Source organism: Neisseria sp. CP9, from assembly GCF_047758525.1.
Taxonomy (GTDB): Bacteria; Pseudomonadota; Gammaproteobacteria; order Burkholderiales; family Neisseriaceae; genus Neisseria.
The window spans coordinates 1725248-1743212 of sequence record NZ_CP180502.1; the positions used below are offsets into that span (position 1 = coordinate 1725248).

A 17965-nucleotide genomic window follows, 5' to 3' on the forward strand; every position below is an offset into this window, starting at 1 on the left:
ATATTGATAAAATGACCCGTCCCTGCCGATGGCAGCAGCAGATTCATCTGCCGCCAAAAGGTCGTCTGAACGGCATCATCAATATAGGTATCTCATGAATAAGAACACTCAATACGGCAAAGGCCTTTTCGGCTTTTTCTTCGGCCTCCTCCTCGCTACCGGCGTGATCGGGGGCATCCTGTATTTTCTGAATCAAGACACACCGAACGCCTTCAAAGGCGCGACCGAGCCGCAAAAACAGCAAACCGAGCCTGAAATCCTCAAGCCTCAGGAAAAATCCAAACCTGAGGCTAAGCCTGAAGCCAAGCCTGAAGCGGAAGAACCGCCTGTCGTTGTTCCCGTAGAGAAAGAGCGTCCGGCCGAAGAATCCAAGCCTGAGGCGAAACGCAGCGAGGCTGACGACGATGCCGCAGCCAAAGAAAAAGAACGCGCCGAGAAAGAAGCGCAAGAAAAGGCAGATAAAGCCAAATCCGACAAAGAGCGTGCAGACAAAGAAAAAGCGGAAAAAGAACGTGCCGTCCGCGAAGCGGAAGACGAAACCCGCGAAACAGAAAAAGCCCTGCGCGAAGCTGAAAAAGAAGACAAAGACGCTGCCGAACGCGAGTTGAAACAAAAACTTGCCGAGAAAAAAGCAGAGCTTGCGAAAAAACGCGAAGAAAAAGCCAAAGCCGACAAAGAAGCTGCCGATAAAGCCAAGAAGGCAGCCGAGTTGACCGACAAACAAAAAGCGCGCGCCGAGCGCAAACTTGCCGAGAAAAAAGCGGCAGAGAAGAAAGCCGCCGAAGCCAAGAAAACTGAAACGGCTAAAACCAACAAACCGACCCCTGAGCAAATCCTGAACAGCGGCAGCATCGAAAAAGCCCGTCAGGAAGCAAACAAAGGCGCGGCGAAAGAAGCGAAGAAAGCCGAAGCGGACAAACAAACCGCCAAAGCCGACAACACCAAAGCCGAAGCCAAAACTTCGGAAGGCGGTAAAAAAGTCATCCTGCAAATGGGTTCGTACGCCGACCGCAACAGCGCCGACGCGCAACGTGCCAAACTCGCCATGCTGGGCATTTCGTCCAAAGTGGTCGAACGCACCAACGGCGACAAAACCGTTTACCGCGTACAAAGCAACAGCATGTCGTCTGAAGCCGCGAAAAACGTTCAGAAAGACTTGCAAAAACACAATATCAACAGCCTGATGCGTTCGGCTCAATAAGGAGGCGGCAATGAAACGGACAACCAAACCGGCAGCCGTCCTCCTCAGCCTCGCGCTTGCCTTTTCCGCAAGCGCGCAGGCTGCGGTCGAAGGCGTGGATTACACGGTTTTGAACAAACCGATTCCACAACGAGACGCATCCAAAATCGAAGTTTTGGAATTTTTCGGCTATTTCTGTATACATTGCCAAAACTTTGATCCCGTCTTGCTGTCATACAGCAAAACTTTCCCGAAAGACGTTTACCTGCGTACCGAACACGTCGTCTGGATGCCTGAAATGTTGGGCTTGGCGCGGGTTGCTGCGGCGGTTAACGCTTCGGGTTTGAAGTATCAGGCAAACCCCGCTATTTTCAAAGCCGTACACGAGCAGAAAATCAATTTGGCGGATGCCGCCACTTTCAAAAGCTGGGCGGCGGCACAAAAAAGCTTTGACAGCAAAAAACTGATTGCCGCATACGACGCACCCGCCAGCCTTGCAGCCGCTAAAAAAATGCAAAGCCTGACCGAGACTTACCGTATCGACGGCACGCCGGACGTCATCGTCGGAGGCAAATATCGGGTCATATTCAGCAGCGATTGGGCGAATGGGCAGAAAATCATAGGCGAGCTGATTAACAAAGTCCGCCAAGAGCGTTCCGGCAAAGCCGCGCGCTGACGGAATTTAGCCAGACAGTTTCGGAATGACCGCAAAGATAAGGCGGTTTCCGAACTGTCTGTTTGTTTTGGGCGGCGTAAAATCCATAAAAACGAATACTGCTGAGGAATAGGGCGAATGCCGTCATACCGCAGCAGTTTTCCGATTCCGATACCGCTTCATCCTGAAATCCAGACGGGCAAACGTCGTCTGAAAACCAAAAAGAAAGCAATATGGACATTTTGACCTTATTAAAAGCCCTGCTTATGGGCATTGTGGAAGGCTTGACGGAATTTCTGCCGATTTCAAGTACCGGCCACTTGATTGTATTGGGCGACTTGCTCAATTTCCACAGCAACGGCAAAGTCTTTGAAATCGCCATCCAACTGGGCGCGGTGCTTGCCGTGATTTTTGAATACCGTCAACGTTTTACCTCCGTTTTGTCCGGATTGGGCAAAGACCGTGCCGCCAACCGCTTTGTGCTGAACCTTGCCATCGCATTCGTGCCTGCCGCTTTGATGGGATTTCTGTTTAGAAAACAAATTAAATTATATCTATTTAACCCAAAAACCGTGGCTATCATGCTGGTGTTGGGCGGGCTCTTTATTCTGTGGGTCGAAAGACGCCAAAGCAAAGTCAAACCTAAAGTCAAAAGCGTGGATGAAATGCGTCCGATTGACGCGCTTGTGGTCGGCTGCGCCCAAGTGTGCGCGCTGGTGCCGGGGACTTCGCGTTCGGGCAGTACGATTATGGGCGGTATGCTGTGGGGCATTGAGCGAAAAGCCGCGACCGAATTTTCTTTCTTCCTTGCCGTGCCGATGATGATTGCCGCCACCGGCTATGACGTATTTAAACACTATGAACTCTTCACGTTGCAGGATATCGGGCTGATTGCCGTCGGTTTTATCGCCGCCTTCTTGGCAGGTTTCTTAGCGATTAAATCGCTGTTGAAATTCGTGTCCAGCAAAAACTATGTTCCGTTTGCCTACTACCGCATCGTTTTCGGCGGATTGATTCTGCTGACTTCGTATATGGGCTGGGTCAAATGGACTGTATGATGTTGAAGCAGGGATAACCTGCCATGATCAAAGGTCGTCTGAAACCTCAAAAACAAGGTTTCAGACGACCTTTGATTTATCCAAACACACAATCCCGCAATAGATTCAGATAGTCCCGTTGGAAAGTTTATAGTGGATTAAATTTAAACCAGTACGGCGTTGCCTCGCCTTAGCTCAAAGAGAACGATTCTCTAAGGTGCTGAAGCACCAAGTGAATCGGTTCCGTACTATTTGTACTGTCTGCGGCTTCGCCGCCTTGTCCTGATTTAAATTTAATCCATATATGCTGCTAAAGCCGCCGTACGCGGGAATGAACGTTGCGGACTATTGTTTCAACGAAAAGGTCGTCTGAAAAACCATCGTTTAAGGTTTTCAGACGACCTTTTGATAAGGATTTCAGACAGGATTATTCGATGATTTCGGTGAAAACGACGGTTTTTCCGCCGCGGGTCAGCGTGGCGAAACCGTCCTGAAGCTGCCATCTTGTGCTTGCGTTGCGGTATTCCGTGGTTTTGGTCATCGAATGGGTTTGCGTCAGTTTTTCGACCGTACTTCCCTGACGCAGTTCGACCGTCATCGGGCTGTTGCTGTTGACGTAGATGGCGGAGATGCGGCTGCCGTCGGCGGCTTGGTAGCGGATGGCGTTGTTTTGCGCTTCGGCGACGACGGCGAGAGGGGCATCGGGGCGGACGGCTTTATACGAACCGCAGGCGGTACACAGTCCGAGCAACAGCAGGAGGGCGTATCTCTTCATAGCGTCTCAATAATGGTGGTGGGGAATGTGGCCTTCGAGATGGTAACGCGTTCCGCAGTAGGGGCATTCGATGTCGCTGTCGGACTGAATCGGGAGGAAGACGCGCGGATGACCGTTCCAAGTTTCGTGGTTGGGACCGGAGCAGTGCAGCGGCAGGTCTTTGGGGTAGATAATGACGGTTTCGGTGTTTGCGTTCATGATTTTTCCTTGGTAAGTCCAGTCTTATTGTACGATATATCGCCTGCTTGTGCAGCGTAAAAGGTCGTCTGAAAATAGGTTTTGGTTTGATAATGCTTTGGTTATAATGCGGTTTTTATGATGAATCGGCTTTAAATCACTTTATTTTCAGGCAGGCTTTAACATGACGACACTTTTCCGGCAGGATGATTTGAACCCTCAAGACGCCGCAGAATTTCTCTACACATTGAGCGCGGCGTATTTGGATTATACGGATGCGGCAGGCGATGAGGAAATGCGGTGTTTGAACGACGAGCAGCACACACTGACGGCTTACTGCTATTTGGACAGCCAAGTGCAGGAGGGCGGTTTTGTGCAACTGATTGCGGCGGGTTACGGCGAATATGTGTTCCATAACCCCGTCGCCGACAGCCTGCGCCGCTGGCGGATTAAACCGACACCTAAGATTTTGGATAAGGCGAAGGCTTTATACGAGCGGGACGGCGCAAAAATCGAGGAAATGGCGGACAGCGGGGCATCTTTGGACGCGATTCGTGCCGAGTTTCCCGATTTTGAGGAATTGGACGGCGAATATTACGAAATCGCGGATGACGATATGGCGGCGGCTGTGGCGTATGTGTTGGCAAATTGGGAGAAGTTTGCGGAGATTGCGGATTGAGTGAACGTTAAGAAATATTGAACGGATTTCCCTGTTTGGGTGATCGATAGCAAAAGGTCGTCTGAAAACCTGATTCGGTTTTCAGACGACCTTTTTTTCAGACGGCCTTAAGCGTAATGCCGCTCTTCGCCTTTGCCGTCCACATTCTCGGCGCAGCGTTTGCAGATGGTTTCATGACCTGCGACTGTGCCGATGTCGTGGGTGTAGTGCCAACAGCGTTCGCATTTTTCGCCGTCGCTGGCTTTTGCGGTAACGGCAAGTTCGCTGCCGGTTTTGACTTCGACTTTGGACACCAAGAGGGCAAAGCGCAATTCTTCTCCTAGGGCGTTCAGGTAGTCGGCGGTGGCTTCCGGCGCGGTGATTTCGGCTTCTGCCTGCAAGGACGAACCGACGGTTTTGTCGGCGCGCAAAGGCTCAATGGCGGCGGTTACGGCTTCGCGGGCTTCGCGGACTGCCGTCCATTTTTTCACCAGTTCGGCTTCGGCTTTTTCGTTGATGGGCGGGAACTCGTGCCAGGTGTGGAAGAGGACGCTGTCTTCTTCGCCGCCGCCGATGATGTCCCATGCTTCTTCGCCGGTGAAGCACAAAATCGGTGCAATCAAGAGAACCAGGCTGCGTGTGATGTGATACAGGGCGGTTTGCGCGCTGCGGCGGGCGTGGCTGTCGGCTTTGGTGGTGTAGAGGCGGTCTTTCAGGATGTCGAGGTAGAACGCGCCCAAGTCTTCCGAGCAGAAGGCAACGATGTCTTTCACGGCGAAGTGGAAGGCATAGCGCGGATAGAAGTCGCCTGCCAGACGCTCTTGCAGCTGACGCGCCAACACTAAGGCGTAGCGGTCGATTTCGACCATGTCTGCCTGCGGTACGGTGTGTTCGAACGGATCGAAGTCGCTGAGGTTGGCAAACAGGAAGCTCAAGGTGTTGCGGATGCGGCGGTAGCTTTCGGTGACGCGTTTGAGGATTTCTTTGGAAATCGCCAATTCGCCGCTGTAATCGGTGGATGCCGCCCACAGGCGCAGGATGTCGGCGCCGAACTCGTTATAGACTTCTTGCGGCGCGACGACGTTGCCGATGGATTTCGACATTTTGCGGCCGTTTTGGTCAACCACGAAACCGTGGGTCAGAAGCTGTTTGTACGGGGCGCGGCCCATTGATGAGGCGCAGCCGGTCAGCATGGAGGATTGGAACCAGCCGCGGTGTTGGTCGCTGCCTTCGAGGTAGAGGTCGGCGGGCCAGTCCAATTCTTCGCGCTGTTTCAAGACGGAATAATGGGTCGAGCCGGAGTCGAACCATACGTCCATCGTGTCGGAAAGTTTGTCGTAGTTTTCGCAGTCTTCCGCGCTCAGTAATTCGCTTTTATCGAGTGAGAACCATGCTTCAATGCCTTTTTCTTCGATTTTCAGGGCGACTTTTTCCAAAAGCTCGGCAGAGTTCGGATGCAGCTCACCGGTTTCTTTGTGGACGAAGAAGGTCATCGGCGTGCCCCAATAGCGTTGGCGCGAAACGACCCAGTCGGGGCGGCCTTCGATCATGGCTTCGAGGCGCGCGCGACCCCAAGACGGGAAGAACTCGGTGTCGTCCACGGCTTTGATGGCTTTGTCGCGCAGGGTTTTGCTGTCGCTTCCGGCTTTGTCCATGCCGATAAACCATTGGCCGGTCGCGCGGTAAATCAGTGGGGTTTTGTGACGCCAGCAGTGTGCGTAGCTGTGTTCGATTTTGCTGCTTGCCAAGAGGTTGCCGGTTTCTTCCAGCCATTGCAGGATGACGGGATTCGCCTCCCAAACGCTCATGCCTGCGACGCGCGGCGTTTCGCTGATGTATTTGCCTTCGGCGTTGACGGGGTTGTAAAGCTCGATGCCGTATTTGTTGCAGACGGCGTAGTCTTCCAAACCGTGTGCGGGGGCGGTGTGCACTAAGCCCGTACCGGCGTCGGTGGTAACGTGTTCGCCGTTGAGCATGGGAATATCGCGTTCGAGGAACGGATGGTTCATGTGCAGGTTTTCCAGCTTGTCGCCGGTGGTTTCTGCCAATACTTTCAGGTCGTCTGAAGTAAAACCGTAGCGTTTGAGCGCATCTTCCGCCAAATCTTTCGCCAATACCAATTTGCCTTTGGGCGTATCGATTAATTGATACACCACGTCCGCACCCGCAGACACGGCTTGGCTCGCAGGCAGCGTCCAAGGCGTGGTCGTCCAGATGACGGCAAACGCTTTGCCTTCGATGCCGGACAAACCGAATGCGGCGGCAAGCGCGGCGGTGTCTTTAAACGGATAGCCGACGTCAATCGCAGGCGATACTTTGTCTTTGTATTCCACTTCCGCTTCCGCCAGCGAAGAGCCGCAGTCCAAGCAGAACTGAACCGGTTTCGCGCCGCGGTAGAGATAGCCCGATTTGTAGATTTCGCCGAGCATACGCACGGTATCCGCCTCGGTTTTGAAATCCATGGTCAGGTAGGGGTTGTCCCAGTCGCCCAACACGCCCAGACGGATGAAGTCTTTTTTCTGGCGAGCAATCTGTTCGGCGGCGTATTCGCGGCACAATTCGCGGAAGCGCGCTTTGGGCATGTCTTTGCCGTGCAGCTTTTCCACCATCACTTCGATGGGCAGGCCGTGGCAGTCCCAGCCCGGCACATAAGGCGCGTCGAAACCGGCTTGGGTTTTGCTGCGGATAATGATGTCTTTGAGGATTTTGTTGACGGCATGACCGATGTGGATGTCGCCGTTGGCATACGGCGGACCGTCGTGCAGGATGAATTTCGGACGGCCTTTGGCGATTTCGCGCAGTTTTTGATAGCGTTTGTGCTCGTACCAGCTTTTCAGCCACGCAGGCTCGCGCTTGGCAAGGTTGCCGCGCATCGGAAACGGGCTTTCGAGCAGGTTTACGGTTTTGCTGTAATCGGTCATGTTGTGATTCTCTATGGTTTCGGTATTTCGGTTTCAGACGACGTTTTTCAAACAAGGTCGTCTGAAAAAAATGCAAAGGGCTATTGTAGCGGAATTGTATTGTTTTTATAAGGGGTTCGGACGAAAGCTTGGGGATTGGCGCAAGGGTGGAGGAGTCGGTTTTGCCGTAAATTTTGCGGTTTGACGGATGCACATTAAACCGAGGCGGCATTGTCTCGATTTGCTTTGATTTTTCGTTACTTTTTGATGAAGGTTGACCTGATGCCAAAATTAAATGATAATTTGTATCATTATTATTATAAATAGATGAATTTAATTTTATTACTTTGCAAAACATCCTGCGGTTCACTTGCGTTTTGCGTCTGCTCGTCTCTTAAACCTCAAAATAGGCGACATATTCAAGCAATGCTTTTCAAATCAAAATTTACCCTTCTTTTTCTAGCGGTTTCCGCTATTCCCGCTTCTGCTGTTGCCGAATCTTCCAACCATCCAATTACCCCCGACGAATACCGTGCAGCTGCCGTGGACGTACTGCCGACGGTTGAAGTGCGCGGGAAGCGTGCGGACAAGCCGTTTCGAACGCCTTCTGCGGTCAGTCACCGCGATGCGGACGAATTGGGGCAGGATGCGAACACGCTGATCCGCACCATGCCCGGCACGTTTACGCAGCACGATTTGGGGCAGGGTGGTTTTGCCGTCAACATCCGCGGACTGGAAGGTTTCGGGCGCGTGAATACGACGGTGGACGGCGTGACGCAGACCTTTTTCCAAGCCAATCCGGCGCACGGTTGGAACGGCAACACGACTTACGTCGATGAAAACTTTATTGCGGGCATTGATGTATCGCGCGGTTCGGTTGCCGGCGTGGGCGGCGTGAACGCCTTGGCGGGCAATGCCGAATTGCGGACGCTGGATGTGGATGATTTGGTTGCCAAAGACCGCAAATTCGGTTTTCAGACGACCTATCGTCAAGGTACGAACGGCTACGGAAAAAACGGCATGATGGGCGCGGCGGTTCGCCACGAATTTGAAAACGGCGGCAGCATCGGCTTTCTCAGCGCGATCAGCGGCAAGCGCAAGAGCGGCTATAAAAACGGTGCGGGTGAAGTGATTACCGGCGATGAATTTGACGCGGATACGGCGGCGGAAAGCGGCATCCGTTCGTGGGGTACGCTCAATAAGCTGCACATCCGCCCCAGCCGCTACCACAGCATCATTCTCGGTCATATGATGAACCGTGCGCGCTTCACCAACAACCACAGTCCTTTGCAGGTCAATACGCAGACGGGTTTACTGAAATACCGCTACAACCCTTTGTCCGACTGGGTGGATCTCCAACTTGACGCATCTTTCAGCAATGCGCGGCAGAAGTTTTTACAGGGCGAAAGCGCGCGCGAGGATTACGTCGGACGCACCACGCGCAGCCCGACCACTTCGCTGACCCTGCAAAACCGCTCGACCACCGACATCGGCAACAGCGAATTGTCGTTGAACTACGGCGCGAAATTCATGCGTACGCGCTACAACAGCAATTACGAAAACAACACCATGCTGCTTGCCGAAGGTAAACAAAACCTCGACAGCGCATTTTTCGATGCCGAGTGGAAACCCGGAAAATGGACGGTTCATGCCGGTTTGGGCTATGAACGCTACGGCCTGCGCGGCTATCTGCCGCCGACCGACGACGACGGCGCGATTATCCTGCCGCGCGGCGGCGACATCCGGTTCAACCGTAAAGAAGACCATCTGAATCCGCGTTTCGGCGTCGCTTACAAGCCGTGGGACTGGTTGCAGGTTTACGCCAATATTGGCAAAAGCAGCCGCAGCCCGACCGTGCAGGAATTCATGTACGTCAACAACGTCCAAGGCAGCCCGTATTCGGTCAATCCTTATCTGAAAGGCGAATCTTCGTTCAACCGCGACATCGGCTTCAACATCCACAAACACGGCATCTGGAAAGCGGACGACACCCTCAACTTGAAAGTCGGCTATTTCAACAACCGCGTGAAAAACTATATCGTCCAAGACCAGTTTTATATCTGTCGGGACAACGGTGTACAGCGTTGCACCATCGACGAGGCGGTCGGCAGCGACAGCAACACGATAGGCGTGTTCCGCAATATGCCCGACACCACCAAGATGCGCGGTTGGGAAATCGAAGGCGGTTACGACTTCGGACGCGGCTACATCAATCTCGCGTGGAGCAAAACGCGCACCACCTTCCCGCATGATTTCCTTGCCGATTTGGGCTTCTCCCATATCCGCGCCATGCCTTCCAGCGTTTGGACGGTGGATGCGGGAACGCGCTGGCTGGACAACCGCCTGACAGTCGGCACGCGCATCAGCTATACGGGCAAAGACACCGTAGCGGAAGGCGTGGATGTCGATACTCAGGTTCAGACGACCCGCCAAGTTGCCGGCAATCCCAAAATTATCGACCTTTACGCCACTTGGCAGGCGCGTAAAAACCTGCGTTTCTTCTTCAATATCGACAACCTGACCAACCGCGTTTACAACTACCCGCTCAGCGGCGGCACGCTCGCCACAGGCAATCTGGGCGAGGGCAACAACGTCAACCAAGGTACGGGACGCGGTCGCACGATATACGGCGGTCTGACCTTGAAATTCTAAAAGGTCGTCTGAAAAGCGCAAACGCCGTTTCAGACGACCCCAAACCGACAGGACAAACATGATGTTCAAACCGATTTTATACAGGCTCGCCGCTGCTGCTTGGCTGTTCGCGGCAGCCGCTGTCCACGCTGCCGCGCCGCAAGGGCGGATTTACGATACGCAGGCGGGGCGGGAGATTGCCCCTGAAGCCTTGGTACAGCAGCTGAAGCAGGCGGATGTTGTCTTAATCGGTGAAAAACACGACGAGGCGGCGCACCACAACGCGGAAGCATGGCTGTTGGCGCAGACTGCCGACGCAAGGCAGTCAGGCTCGGTACTTTTGGAAATGCTGGACGCTTCGCAGCAGCGGCAGGTCGGCGAAGTGCAGGCATGGATGCAGTCGGGCGGCAAAACCACGCCGCGCCGCCTGAATGAAAAAATGGGCTGGAACAACGCATGGCAATGGCAGGATTACAGCACGCTCGTCCATTTTCTGATGGGACAAAAAGCCAAAGTTTTGGCGGCAAACCCCGACCGCGCCGCTGTGCGCCAAGCGGCTTCGTTCGTGCCGCAAGGGAAAGCGGGTGGCGATGCGCGCGTGCGCGAGGCTTTGGGAAAAATCATGGGCGGCAACCACAGCAGCACCGACGGGCTGGTGTCCATGCAGCAGTTTAAAGACCACACGATGGCGCAAAACCTGATTGCCGCGCCCAAACCCGCCTGGATGCTGGCGGGCGCGATACATACGTCCAAGCAGCTCGGCGTCCCCTTGTTTCTGCGCGATGCGGGCTATGGCGGCAAAGTGAAGGTCGTGATACTCGCCGACCCTGCCAACAGCCCCGAAAACGAACATGGCGATTTTATTTGGTATGTGAAATAGACGTGCAGTCAAGATACAGGTCGTCTGAAAACGTAGGTCGGAACACCCGTATCATAGCAACAAACCGCCCGGCCGCCACCCGCATCCGACCAAGGCAAACAACCGTTGCGTAGCTCAGGGAGTGGCCGGGCAACCCATCGACACAACCGGACAGTTGCCAGACAACACAACCGAATGCAAGGCTGGTTTATGATGAGTACCCAATACAACTGTGCAGGCATCGACATCGCCAAACGAAACTTCGTCATCGCCGTTTCGTCTTTGTCTAAAACCAAAACCGAAACCAACAACCCCAAAGGTATCGCCCATACCGTCGAATACCTTAAAAAACACAAGGTCGCACTCGTCGTGATGGAAAGCACCGGCGGTCTCGAAATCCCCGCCGCCAAAGCCATCCACCGCGCAGGCATAGCCGTAATCATCGCCAACCCTCGTCAGACGCATCAGTTTACCCAATCGCAGTCGCTGACCAAAACCGATGCCAAAGATGCCCAAATGCTCGCCTTCTTCGCACAAATGACGGCACAGAAAGAAGGTTGGCAAACCATGCTCTACCACCCGCCCACCGAAGCGGAAGAAGTGTTGGAAGCATTGGTTAACCGCCGCAACCAGCTGGTGGATATGCGGACGGCCGAGAAAAACCGTCTGCATCAGGTTCACGAAACGCAAGTCGAAAGCGTCAAACAACTGATTGCCCATTTTGACCGGCTGATTGACGAATTGGACAAACAAATCGACGACCACACCCACACGCATTTTGACGGCAAAGCCCAAGTAGCGGAACAAATCAAAGGCATCGGTTCGATAACAACGGCTACGCTGATGGCGATGCTGCCCGAATTGGGACGGCTGTCGCACAAACGGATAGCGAGTTTGGTCGGCATTGCCCCGCACCCGAGGGAGAGTGGGGAAACCAAATTCAAAAGCCGCTGCTTCGGCGGAAGGTCTGCGGTGCGTAAGGCACTGTATATGGCTACCGTGGTAGCGACACGTTTTGAACCGCTTATTCGGGATTTCTACCAACGCCTGCTATCCAAGGGTAAGCCGTATAAGGTTGCCGTTACGGCATGTATGCGCAAACTGCTGACGATATTGAATGCCCGGATGCGTGATTACTTTGCCGAAAACGGTATCACCGAAAACAGCATCCGAACGGCTTGATTTGAGTTTTGGTATTTTTGCCCGACGGGGTGAAAAATACAGTTGCTACGTTTTTCAGACGACCTCCCAACCCACCACAAGGAAAGACGGAAAAATGCCCGAACCAACCCTTTACGAACGTTATCTCGAACTCAAAAAACAAGGCGTCCACCAGCGCGATGCCGTTGCCCGTCTGGGCGTCAGTGAAGGCGAACTCGTTGCCGCCTTCCCCGAGACGCAATATCTGGGCGGCAACTGCGCCGACTTCCTGACCGAACTCGAAGCCTTGGGCGAAGTCAGAAGCGCGGTGCGCAATGTTGCCGCGTTGTCCGAAAAAACAGATATTTACCGCAACCTCGAACTCTCGCCCATGATGGGGACAGCCATCAATTTGGGCGGGCTGGATTTGCGCCTGTTCATGCGCCATTGGAAACACATCTTCGCCGTCCGCAACGGCGAGGCGCGCGCGTTTCATTTTTACGACGCGGCGGGCAAAGCCATTCAGAAAGTCCATCTGACCGAAGCTGCCGCCATACCCGTATGGGAACGTTTGTGCGCCGCCTACCGCACGGATGACTCACCCGTTTTTGAAACGCCGCCCGAAGCTGTGCCCTACGAAAACATCGAGCTGACGGACGAGGCGCTTGCCGCCTACCGCGAAGAGTGGAAAGGGCTGAAAAACGTCCACCATTTCCGCATCGTCCTCTCCCAATTCGGCATAGACCGCCTGCAAGGTTTGGAATACGCGCCTGAAGGCGATGCGCAAAAACTGAAGCGCGAAGCCGTCGAGTTCATTTTCCGCCAATGCGCCGCAAGAGGCATGACCCTGCTCGTGTTCGTCAACAACAGCGGCATCGTCCAAATCCAAACCAGACAGGTTCACCATGTCGATCGTGCCGACGGCTGGCTGACCGTCAGAGATTTTGCCGAAGAAAAATTCAATTTCTTCCTCGACGACGCCAAACTCGCCGAACTTTGGTTCGTCCGCCGTCCGGGCAGCAACGGCATTGTTCACAGCATCGAAGCCTATGACGAACGCCGCAATTTGGTGCTGCAACTGTTTGGCAGACCTGCCGATGCCGAAGCGGAATCCGAAGCGTGGCGCGCGCTGATTGCCGAAGTGCGCCAAACATACGGGCTGTAATCTTTTTAAACCCACACCTCGTCTGAAACCTTGTCATCGGTTTTCAGACGACCTCCAAACCCTGCAAACCATACGGAAACATCATGAAAAAAACCATCATCGCCGCCGTCCTGACCCTGCTTGCCGCCCATGCCGCCGCGCAGCGCGTCGTTATTCTGACGCCCGACGTTGCCGACATCGCCGCCAAACTCGGTGCGGACAAAGAAGTCGTCGGCATCCACGAGTTCAACCGCAACCCCGCCTATAAAAACACGCCGTCCATCGGCTTCTACCGCAATTTCTCCGCCGAACCCATCATCGCCAAAAAGCCTGATTTGGTCATCGGAAGCTGGATGGCGAAACCCGACGGCATTTACACCCAACTCAGCCGCGCCGGTGTCAAAGCGGAAAACGTCAATTCAAACGAAACGCTGGAGCAATACCAGCAAAGTTTCGCCCGCATCGGCAAATTGTTGGGCAAGGAAAAGCAGGCGCAGGCTTTGGCGCAGCAGTTTAAAAGCAGTATCAAGGCGCAGCCTGCCAACGGCAAACGCTACATCCTCAGCTACGACGGCCGTTATGTTGCGGGTAAAAACACCGTCGGCGACGTGCTGATCCGTCTCGCGGGCGGGACGAACGCCGCCGCTTCGGTGGACGGACTCAAACCGTTCTCGCGCGAAGGCTGGCTCAACGCGAAACCTGACGTCATCATCATCGCCAAACACAATGAAAAAGCCCTCGGCGGCCTCGACAAAATCATGACGCGCCCCGAAATCGCCTCCAGCCCCGCCGGGAAAAACAAACGCATTCTGTTCTGGCAGGCGGACGACTATATGCGCTACGGTCTCTACACGCCCGACATCGTCCGCAAGCTGCACGATTTAGGGAAATAAGGCGCGGTCGTCTGAAAGTTGCGTGATGGCACGAAGTCGGATGGGCAATCCGGCTTTTTGTCGGTTTCAGACGACCTTCTTTTGCCATCGTTGTTTCGGAACGGGGACACATGAAGGCAGCAGCTTTCTGCGTTCGTTTATTGCGAACAGGTCGTCTGAAAAGCAATCAACGGCGAATCCGTCGGCGTTTCGCAGCCGCTGCCGAAATACTCTTCAAAGAATCACAACATGAAAAAATGGCTTCCGGCGTTGCCGGTTTTATCTTTGTTTCTGATCTGGTTTTGCGCCGGAGTGGGCGAGGGGGGGTGGAGCAATCCGCTTGCTGCCGATCCCGTGTTGATGGAAATCCGCCTGCCGCGTATTTTTGTCGCTTTGCTGGTCGGCGCGGCACTTTCCGCCAGCGGTGCGGCGTTGCAGGCGTTGTTTGAAAACCCGCTTGCCGACCCGAGCCTGATCGGTACGTCGGGCGGCGCGGCAATGGGTGTGGTGCTGGCGATTGCGATGGGCTGGAGCATCGCCGTGCCACTGGCGGCATTTTCGGGCGCGTTTGCCGTCTGTATCCTGATTCTGCTCGGACACCGTCTGGTCGGCGGCGGCAAGCTGGGGCTGTTGGTCATGGGTTTTGTGGTCAGCGCTTTGTGCGGCGCGTTGGTCAGCCTGATTCTTTTCCTTTCAGACGACATGGCATTGCGCAGCGCCATGACTTGGCTCTCGGGCAGCTTTTCCGAAGCAGGCTTTGTTTCGCCCGCCTACGCAGGCGGCGTGATGTTGGCGGGTTTGGTCGTGTTGACTGCTGTCGGTCGCCGTCTCGACTATCTGCTCTTGGGCGACGAAACGGCGCACACCATGGGCATCAGCGTCGCCGCCACCCGCGTGGCAACCATCATCGGCGCGGCTTTGATGACCGGAGCCGCCGTCTCGCTCGGCGGCATTATCGGTTTCGTCGGCATGATGATACCCAACGTATTGGCGCAGGCGGTCGGCGGCTCGCGCACCCGCCTGATTATCCTGTCCGCCGTCGTCGGTTCGATTTTTATGTTGCTCGCCGATACGTTTGCCCGTTGGGTGGTCTATCCCATCGACCTGCCCGTCGGCATCGTCATCGCCATTTTGGGCGGGCCGTTTTTCCTGTGGCTGATTGTCAAAGACCAAAGGAGCTGACATGGCATTGCTGATCGAAAACTGCACCGTCAAAGCCGGAAAACGCACCATCCTGTCTTTGGAACGCGCCGAATTTCCCCAATGCGCCGTCAGCGCGGTCATCGGCCCCAACGGCGCGGGCAAGTCCACCCTGCTCAAACAGTTCCTCTACCATCCGCAAGCAAGCTGGTGTGGAACGCCCATGAAGGACGCGCTCAAACAACATAAAATCGCCTGGGTCGGTCAACACGAACATTTCAACCTGCCCATGACCTTGTCTGAATACGTCCTCATCGGGCGATACCCCAAACTCGCCTGGTATCGGCGGCCCAAACAGGCGGACACCCGACGCGCACAAGCCCTGCTCGAGCATTTCGACCTCGCTGACCTGCAACACAAACGCATCCAAACCCTCTCCGGCGGCGAACAGCAACGCGCCGCCGTCATCCGCGCGCTGTTACAGGACGCCGAAGTCCTCTTTCTCGACGAACCGACCAACCATCTCGACGTCCGCTATCAACACAGCCTGATGCAACACCTTACCACCTTGCCCGAACAGGGCATGACCGTCGTCATGGTGTTGCACGACCTCAACCTCGCCGGCCACTACGCCAGCCACATCACCTTGATGAAAAACGGCAACATCACCGCCGCAGGCGCAACCGCCGATATCATGGACGCCGAACGCCTCAGCCAAACCTACGACTGGCGCATCCTCGAATGCACCGCCAACGGTAAAACGTGGTTTCAAGCGGAGACTTTGTGAGGGGTCGTCTGAAAAGCGGGTGTATCACGGGTGGTTTGTAAAATGAATCTCCGCAAAAAAGGTCGTCTGAAACTTGAACTGGCCCCCAAATCTTGGACACTCATAAAAGCCTTTTCAGGCGCTCTGTGTAAGCTGGGTTCTGTATGCGACAGGACTCAGCTTTTTCAATTTCAAACTGCAACGCTCCCGGTTGTAGTAATCCATATAATCATCTATCTGCTTCATCAATTCGTCCACCGTCAATTCTCCTGCGTTATAGAAACACTCCGTCTTCAACACCGCAAAGAAGCTTTCCATCGGCGCATTGTCCCAACAGTTCGCCTTACGCGACATGCTTTGAACCATGGAATGCTCCGCCAGCAATTCCCTATACCCCGCCGTACGGTACAGCACACCTTGGTCGGAATGCAGCATCGTTCCCTTATCAGTCAGACGGGGTGCGGCTTTTTCGAGCATTTCCTTCACCATTTCGCTGTTAGCATTGCGGCTCATGGCGTAGGCGACGATCTCGCGGTTGAACAAGTCCAAGATTGGCGAGAGGTACAGTTTGCCGTCGCTCCCTTTGAGTTCGGTCACGTCGGTCAGCCATTTTTCGTTGGGCTTTTGGGCTTTGAACCGGCGTTTGAGGAGGTGTTCCGATATTTCGCCCATGGCGGGATGGCGGTAGGCTTTTTTCGCCCGTATTTTGGCTTTCAGCCCCAACTGCCTCATCAGCCGCGCCGCTTTTTTGCGGTTCCAATCCAATGCTGCGGCAATGCGCCTTTGCCCGTAGCGTCCTTTATGCCGCCGGTAGGTTTCGACGAGGAGGGCTTTGTCGGCTGCGTCGGGGTCGGGTCGGTCTTGGTGGTGGTAGTAAAAGCTGCTTTTGGGCAGGTTTGCGATGTGCAGCAGGTATTTGAGCGGGTGTTGCGCCCTCAGTGTTTGGACGGTTTGGCTTTGTCCTTTTCGGTCCGCTTTTGACTGAGGGCTTTTAACTCCTTTAGGTAGGCGACCTCTGCGCGCATATAGCACAACTCTTCGATAAGTTCTGCCTGTGTTTTTTCGTGGTCGGGTTTGTCGGCGATGAAGGGGTTTTTGCGGTGGTCGGTCATGGTTTTGGATTGGGGATGTTCGAGTGCGCCGATACCGCCTTCCTGATAGGCGCGTATCCATCGTCGCAGGTGGGTTCGGGAGATGCCGTAGTGGTCTGCGGTACGCTGTTGGCTGCGTATATGCAGGTAGTGGAGTACGGCTTGGTATTTAAAGTGTAATGTATATTTGCTCATAAAAAAACTGCACCTTGGTGGTTGGAGGGTATGTGTCCAACTTTTGGGGTGCAGTTCAACTTTCAGACGACCTTCCTTATAACTATTTACACGCTTTCTTCACAACAAACCTTCCGCTTTAACCCATGCCAAAATATCGGCTTCTACGGCTTCGGGCGAACCGGGGTTGTCGATTTTGACGCCGTATTCGTCCGCGCCGAGTTCTTCCAGAATTTCCAATTGCGAATCCAGCATTCCCGCCTTCATGTAATGCCCTTGGCGCGCCATCATGCGCTCGAGGTTGATGGCTTGCGGCGGTGTCAGGTGGATGAAGGCGGTTTTGCCTTGTGCGCCGCGCAGGATGTCGCGGTATTGGCGTTTCAAGGCGGAGCAGGTAACGATGGTGTACGCCGCGCCGCTTTGCGCCTGTTCCGTCATCCAGTCGCGCAGGTTGCACAGCCACGGATAGCGGTCTTCGTCGGTCAGCGGGATACCCGCGCCCATTTTGTCGCGGTTGGCTTGGGTGTGGAAATCGTCGCCTTCGGCGTAGGGGCATTGGTCGAGATGTTTTTGCAGGGACAGGGCGGCGGTGGTTTTGCCGCAGCCGCAAACGCCCATCATCACAAAATGCGTCGTCATGTTCTCTTCCTTTGTTTGAGTGGAAAGATACAGTGGATTAACTTTAAACCGGTACGGCGTTGCCTCGTCTTGCCGTACTGCCTGCGGCTTCGTCGCCTGGTCCTGATTTTTGTTAATCCACTATATA

17 protein-coding genes are annotated in these 17965 nt (G+C 54.5%); 11 read left to right on the top strand and 6 right to left on the bottom strand.

Features of this window, described 5'->3' with window-relative positions; genetic code table 11:
* Nucleotides 1-94 precede the first annotated feature (94 nt).
* The 3 genes from ACMYUL_RS08245 to ACMYUL_RS08255 all read left to right on the top strand — a co-directional run bounded on the left by ACMYUL_RS08245 (nucleotide 95) and on the right by ACMYUL_RS08255 (nucleotide 2893).
* On the top strand, nucleotides 95-1201 hold the full coding sequence (locus tag ACMYUL_RS08245) for an SPOR domain-containing protein (protein ID WP_415769904.1): 1107 nt from the start codon (nucleotides 95-97) through the stop codon (nucleotides 1199-1201).
* Between the two features lie 10 nt (nucleotides 1202-1211).
* Nucleotides 1212-1856 carry a thiol:disulfide interchange protein DsbA/DsbL gene (locus ACMYUL_RS08250; RefSeq protein ID WP_003763359.1) on the top strand — a complete coding sequence of 215 codons (645 nt, stop codon included), beginning with the start codon at nucleotides 1212-1214 and terminating at the stop codon, nucleotides 1854-1856.
* Between the two features lie 212 nt (nucleotides 1857-2068).
* Nucleotides 2069-2893 carry an undecaprenyl-diphosphate phosphatase gene (locus tag ACMYUL_RS08255; RefSeq protein WP_415769906.1) on the top strand — a complete coding sequence of 275 codons (825 nt, stop codon included), beginning with the start codon at nucleotides 2069-2071 and terminating at the stop codon, nucleotides 2891-2893.
* 406 nt (nucleotides 2894-3299) lie between these two features.
* Here ACMYUL_RS08255 and ACMYUL_RS08260 read toward each other — a convergent pair whose 3' ends face one another.
* Both ACMYUL_RS08260 and ACMYUL_RS08265 read right to left on the bottom strand, forming a co-directional pair.
* A complete protein-coding gene (locus tag ACMYUL_RS08260) occupies nucleotides 3300-3647 on the bottom strand; it encodes a hypothetical protein (RefSeq protein WP_415769908.1) in 348 nt (115 codons plus the stop codon).
* 6 nt (nucleotides 3648-3653) lie between these two features.
* Nucleotides 3654-3845, bottom strand: a complete 192-nt coding sequence (locus ACMYUL_RS08265; RefSeq protein WP_003763364.1) for a zinc-finger domain-containing protein — start codon at nucleotides 3843-3845, stop codon at nucleotides 3654-3656.
* 163 nt (nucleotides 3846-4008) lie between these two features.
* Between ACMYUL_RS08265 and ACMYUL_RS08270 the strand changes: the two genes are divergently transcribed.
* Nucleotides 4009-4503 (top strand): DMP19 family protein, encoded by a 495-nt coding sequence (locus ACMYUL_RS08270; protein ID WP_009312793.1) that lies wholly within the window; start codon nucleotides 4009-4011, stop codon nucleotides 4501-4503.
* Between the two features lie 107 nt (nucleotides 4504-4610).
* Here ACMYUL_RS08270 and ileS read toward each other — a convergent pair whose 3' ends face one another.
* Entirely contained in the window at nucleotides 4611-7403 is a 2793-nt protein-coding gene (ileS, locus tag ACMYUL_RS08275) for an isoleucine--tRNA ligase (RefSeq protein ID WP_415769911.1), read from the bottom strand.
* A gap of 405 nt (nucleotides 7404-7808) precedes the next feature.
* Here ileS and ACMYUL_RS08280 point away from each other — a divergent pair, with 405 nt between their 5' ends.
* The 7 genes from ACMYUL_RS08280 to ACMYUL_RS08310 all read left to right on the top strand — a co-directional run bounded on the left by ACMYUL_RS08280 (nucleotide 7809) and on the right by ACMYUL_RS08310 (nucleotide 15955).
* Nucleotides 7809-10034 (top strand): TonB-dependent receptor domain-containing protein, encoded by a 2226-nt coding sequence (locus tag ACMYUL_RS08280; protein WP_415769913.1) that lies wholly within the window; start codon nucleotides 7809-7811, stop codon nucleotides 10032-10034.
* Nucleotides 10035-10092: 58 nt separating this feature from the next.
* Nucleotides 10093-10893 (top strand): ChaN family lipoprotein, encoded by an 801-nt coding sequence (locus tag ACMYUL_RS08285; protein WP_415769915.1) that lies wholly within the window; start codon nucleotides 10093-10095, stop codon nucleotides 10891-10893.
* A 192-nt stretch (nucleotides 10894-11085) separates the two neighbouring features.
* Nucleotides 11086-12054 carry an IS110 family transposase gene (locus ACMYUL_RS08290; protein ID WP_415772930.1) on the top strand — a complete coding sequence of 323 codons (969 nt, stop codon included), beginning with the start codon at nucleotides 11086-11088 and terminating at the stop codon, nucleotides 12052-12054.
* A gap of 94 nt (nucleotides 12055-12148) precedes the next feature.
* Nucleotides 12149-13177, top strand: a complete 1029-nt coding sequence (locus tag ACMYUL_RS08295; RefSeq protein ID WP_415769917.1) for a ChuX/HutX family heme-like substrate-binding protein — start codon at nucleotides 12149-12151, stop codon at nucleotides 13175-13177.
* 83 nt (nucleotides 13178-13260) lie between these two features.
* On the top strand, nucleotides 13261-14049 hold the full coding sequence (locus ACMYUL_RS08300) for a heme/hemin ABC transporter substrate-binding protein (RefSeq protein ID WP_415769919.1): 789 nt from the start codon (nucleotides 13261-13263) through the stop codon (nucleotides 14047-14049).
* A 228-nt stretch (nucleotides 14050-14277) separates the two neighbouring features.
* Nucleotides 14278-15210, top strand: a complete 933-nt coding sequence (locus tag ACMYUL_RS08305) for an iron ABC transporter permease (RefSeq protein WP_342031876.1) — start codon at nucleotides 14278-14280, stop codon at nucleotides 15208-15210.
* 1 nt (nucleotide 15211) lies between these two features.
* Entirely contained in the window at nucleotides 15212-15955 is a 744-nt protein-coding gene (locus ACMYUL_RS08310; RefSeq protein ID WP_415769921.1) for an ABC transporter ATP-binding protein, read from the top strand.
* A gap of 114 nt (nucleotides 15956-16069) precedes the next feature.
* Here the strand turns inward: ACMYUL_RS08310 and ACMYUL_RS08315 are convergent, their stop codons facing one another.
* The 3 genes from ACMYUL_RS08315 to ACMYUL_RS08325 all read right to left on the bottom strand — a co-directional run bounded on the left by ACMYUL_RS08315 (nucleotide 16070) and on the right by ACMYUL_RS08325 (nucleotide 17838).
* Nucleotides 16070-16966 carry an IS3 family transposase gene (locus ACMYUL_RS08315; RefSeq protein ID WP_415769923.1) on the bottom strand — a complete coding sequence of 299 codons (897 nt, stop codon included), beginning with the start codon at nucleotides 16964-16966 and terminating at the stop codon, nucleotides 16070-16072.
* Nucleotides 16870-17220, bottom strand: coding sequence for a helix-turn-helix domain-containing protein (locus ACMYUL_RS08320; protein ID WP_311152684.1), 351 nt, complete (start codon nucleotides 17218-17220; stop codon nucleotides 16870-16872). The genes ACMYUL_RS08315 and ACMYUL_RS08320 overlap by 97 nt, the downstream gene beginning before the upstream one ends.
* 99 nt (nucleotides 17221-17319) lie before the next feature.
* Complete coding sequence (locus ACMYUL_RS08325; protein WP_003763385.1) at nucleotides 17320-17838, bottom strand: gluconokinase, GntK/IdnK-type; 519 nt, start codon at nucleotides 17836-17838, stop codon at nucleotides 17320-17322.
* Nucleotides 17839-17965: the final 127 nt, after the last annotated feature.

Bases quoted from the DNA above. Each gene is read 5' to 3' on its own strand.
- ACMYUL_RS08305 (WP_342031876.1), top strand. From the start codon at position 14,278: ATGAAAAAATGGCTTCCGGCGTTGCCGGTTTTATCTTTGTTTCTGATC.
- ACMYUL_RS08295 (WP_415769917.1), top strand. From the start codon at position 12,149: ATGCCCGAACCAACCCTTTACGAACGTTATCTCGAACTCAAAAAACAA.
- ACMYUL_RS08265 (WP_003763364.1), bottom strand. From the start codon at position 3,845: ATGAACGCAAACACCGAAACCGTCATTATCTACCCCAAAGACCTGCCG.
- ACMYUL_RS08245 (WP_415769904.1), top strand. From the start codon at position 95: ATGAATAAGAACACTCAATACGGCAAAGGCCTTTTCGGCTTTTTCTTC.
- ACMYUL_RS08250 (WP_003763359.1), top strand. From the start codon at position 1,212: ATGAAACGGACAACCAAACCGGCAGCCGTCCTCCTCAGCCTCGCGCTT.
- ACMYUL_RS08260 (WP_415769908.1), bottom strand. From the start codon at position 3,647: ATGAAGAGATACGCCCTCCTGCTGTTGCTCGGACTGTGTACCGCCTGC.
- ACMYUL_RS08310 (WP_415769921.1), top strand. From the start codon at position 15,212: ATGGCATTGCTGATCGAAAACTGCACCGTCAAAGCCGGAAAACGCACC.
- ACMYUL_RS08255 (WP_415769906.1), top strand. From the start codon at position 2,069: ATGGACATTTTGACCTTATTAAAAGCCCTGCTTATGGGCATTGTGGAA.
- ACMYUL_RS08290 (WP_415772930.1), top strand. From the start codon at position 11,086: ATGAGTACCCAATACAACTGTGCAGGCATCGACATCGCCAAACGAAAC.
- ACMYUL_RS08270 (WP_009312793.1), top strand. From the start codon at position 4,009: ATGACGACACTTTTCCGGCAGGATGATTTGAACCCTCAAGACGCCGCA.
- ACMYUL_RS08320 (WP_311152684.1), bottom strand. From the start codon at position 17,220: ATGAGCAAATATACATTACACTTTAAATACCAAGCCGTACTCCACTAC.
- ACMYUL_RS08285 (WP_415769915.1), top strand. From the start codon at position 10,093: ATGATGTTCAAACCGATTTTATACAGGCTCGCCGCTGCTGCTTGGCTG.
- ileS (WP_415769911.1), bottom strand. From the start codon at position 7,403: ATGACCGATTACAGCAAAACCGTAAACCTGCTCGAAAGCCCGTTTCCG.
- ACMYUL_RS08325 (WP_003763385.1), bottom strand. From the start codon at position 17,838: ATGACGACGCATTTTGTGATGATGGGCGTTTGCGGCTGCGGCAAAACC.
- ACMYUL_RS08280 (WP_415769913.1), top strand. From the start codon at position 7,809: ATGCTTTTCAAATCAAAATTTACCCTTCTTTTTCTAGCGGTTTCCGCT.
- ACMYUL_RS08300 (WP_415769919.1), top strand. From the start codon at position 13,261: ATGAAAAAAACCATCATCGCCGCCGTCCTGACCCTGCTTGCCGCCCAT.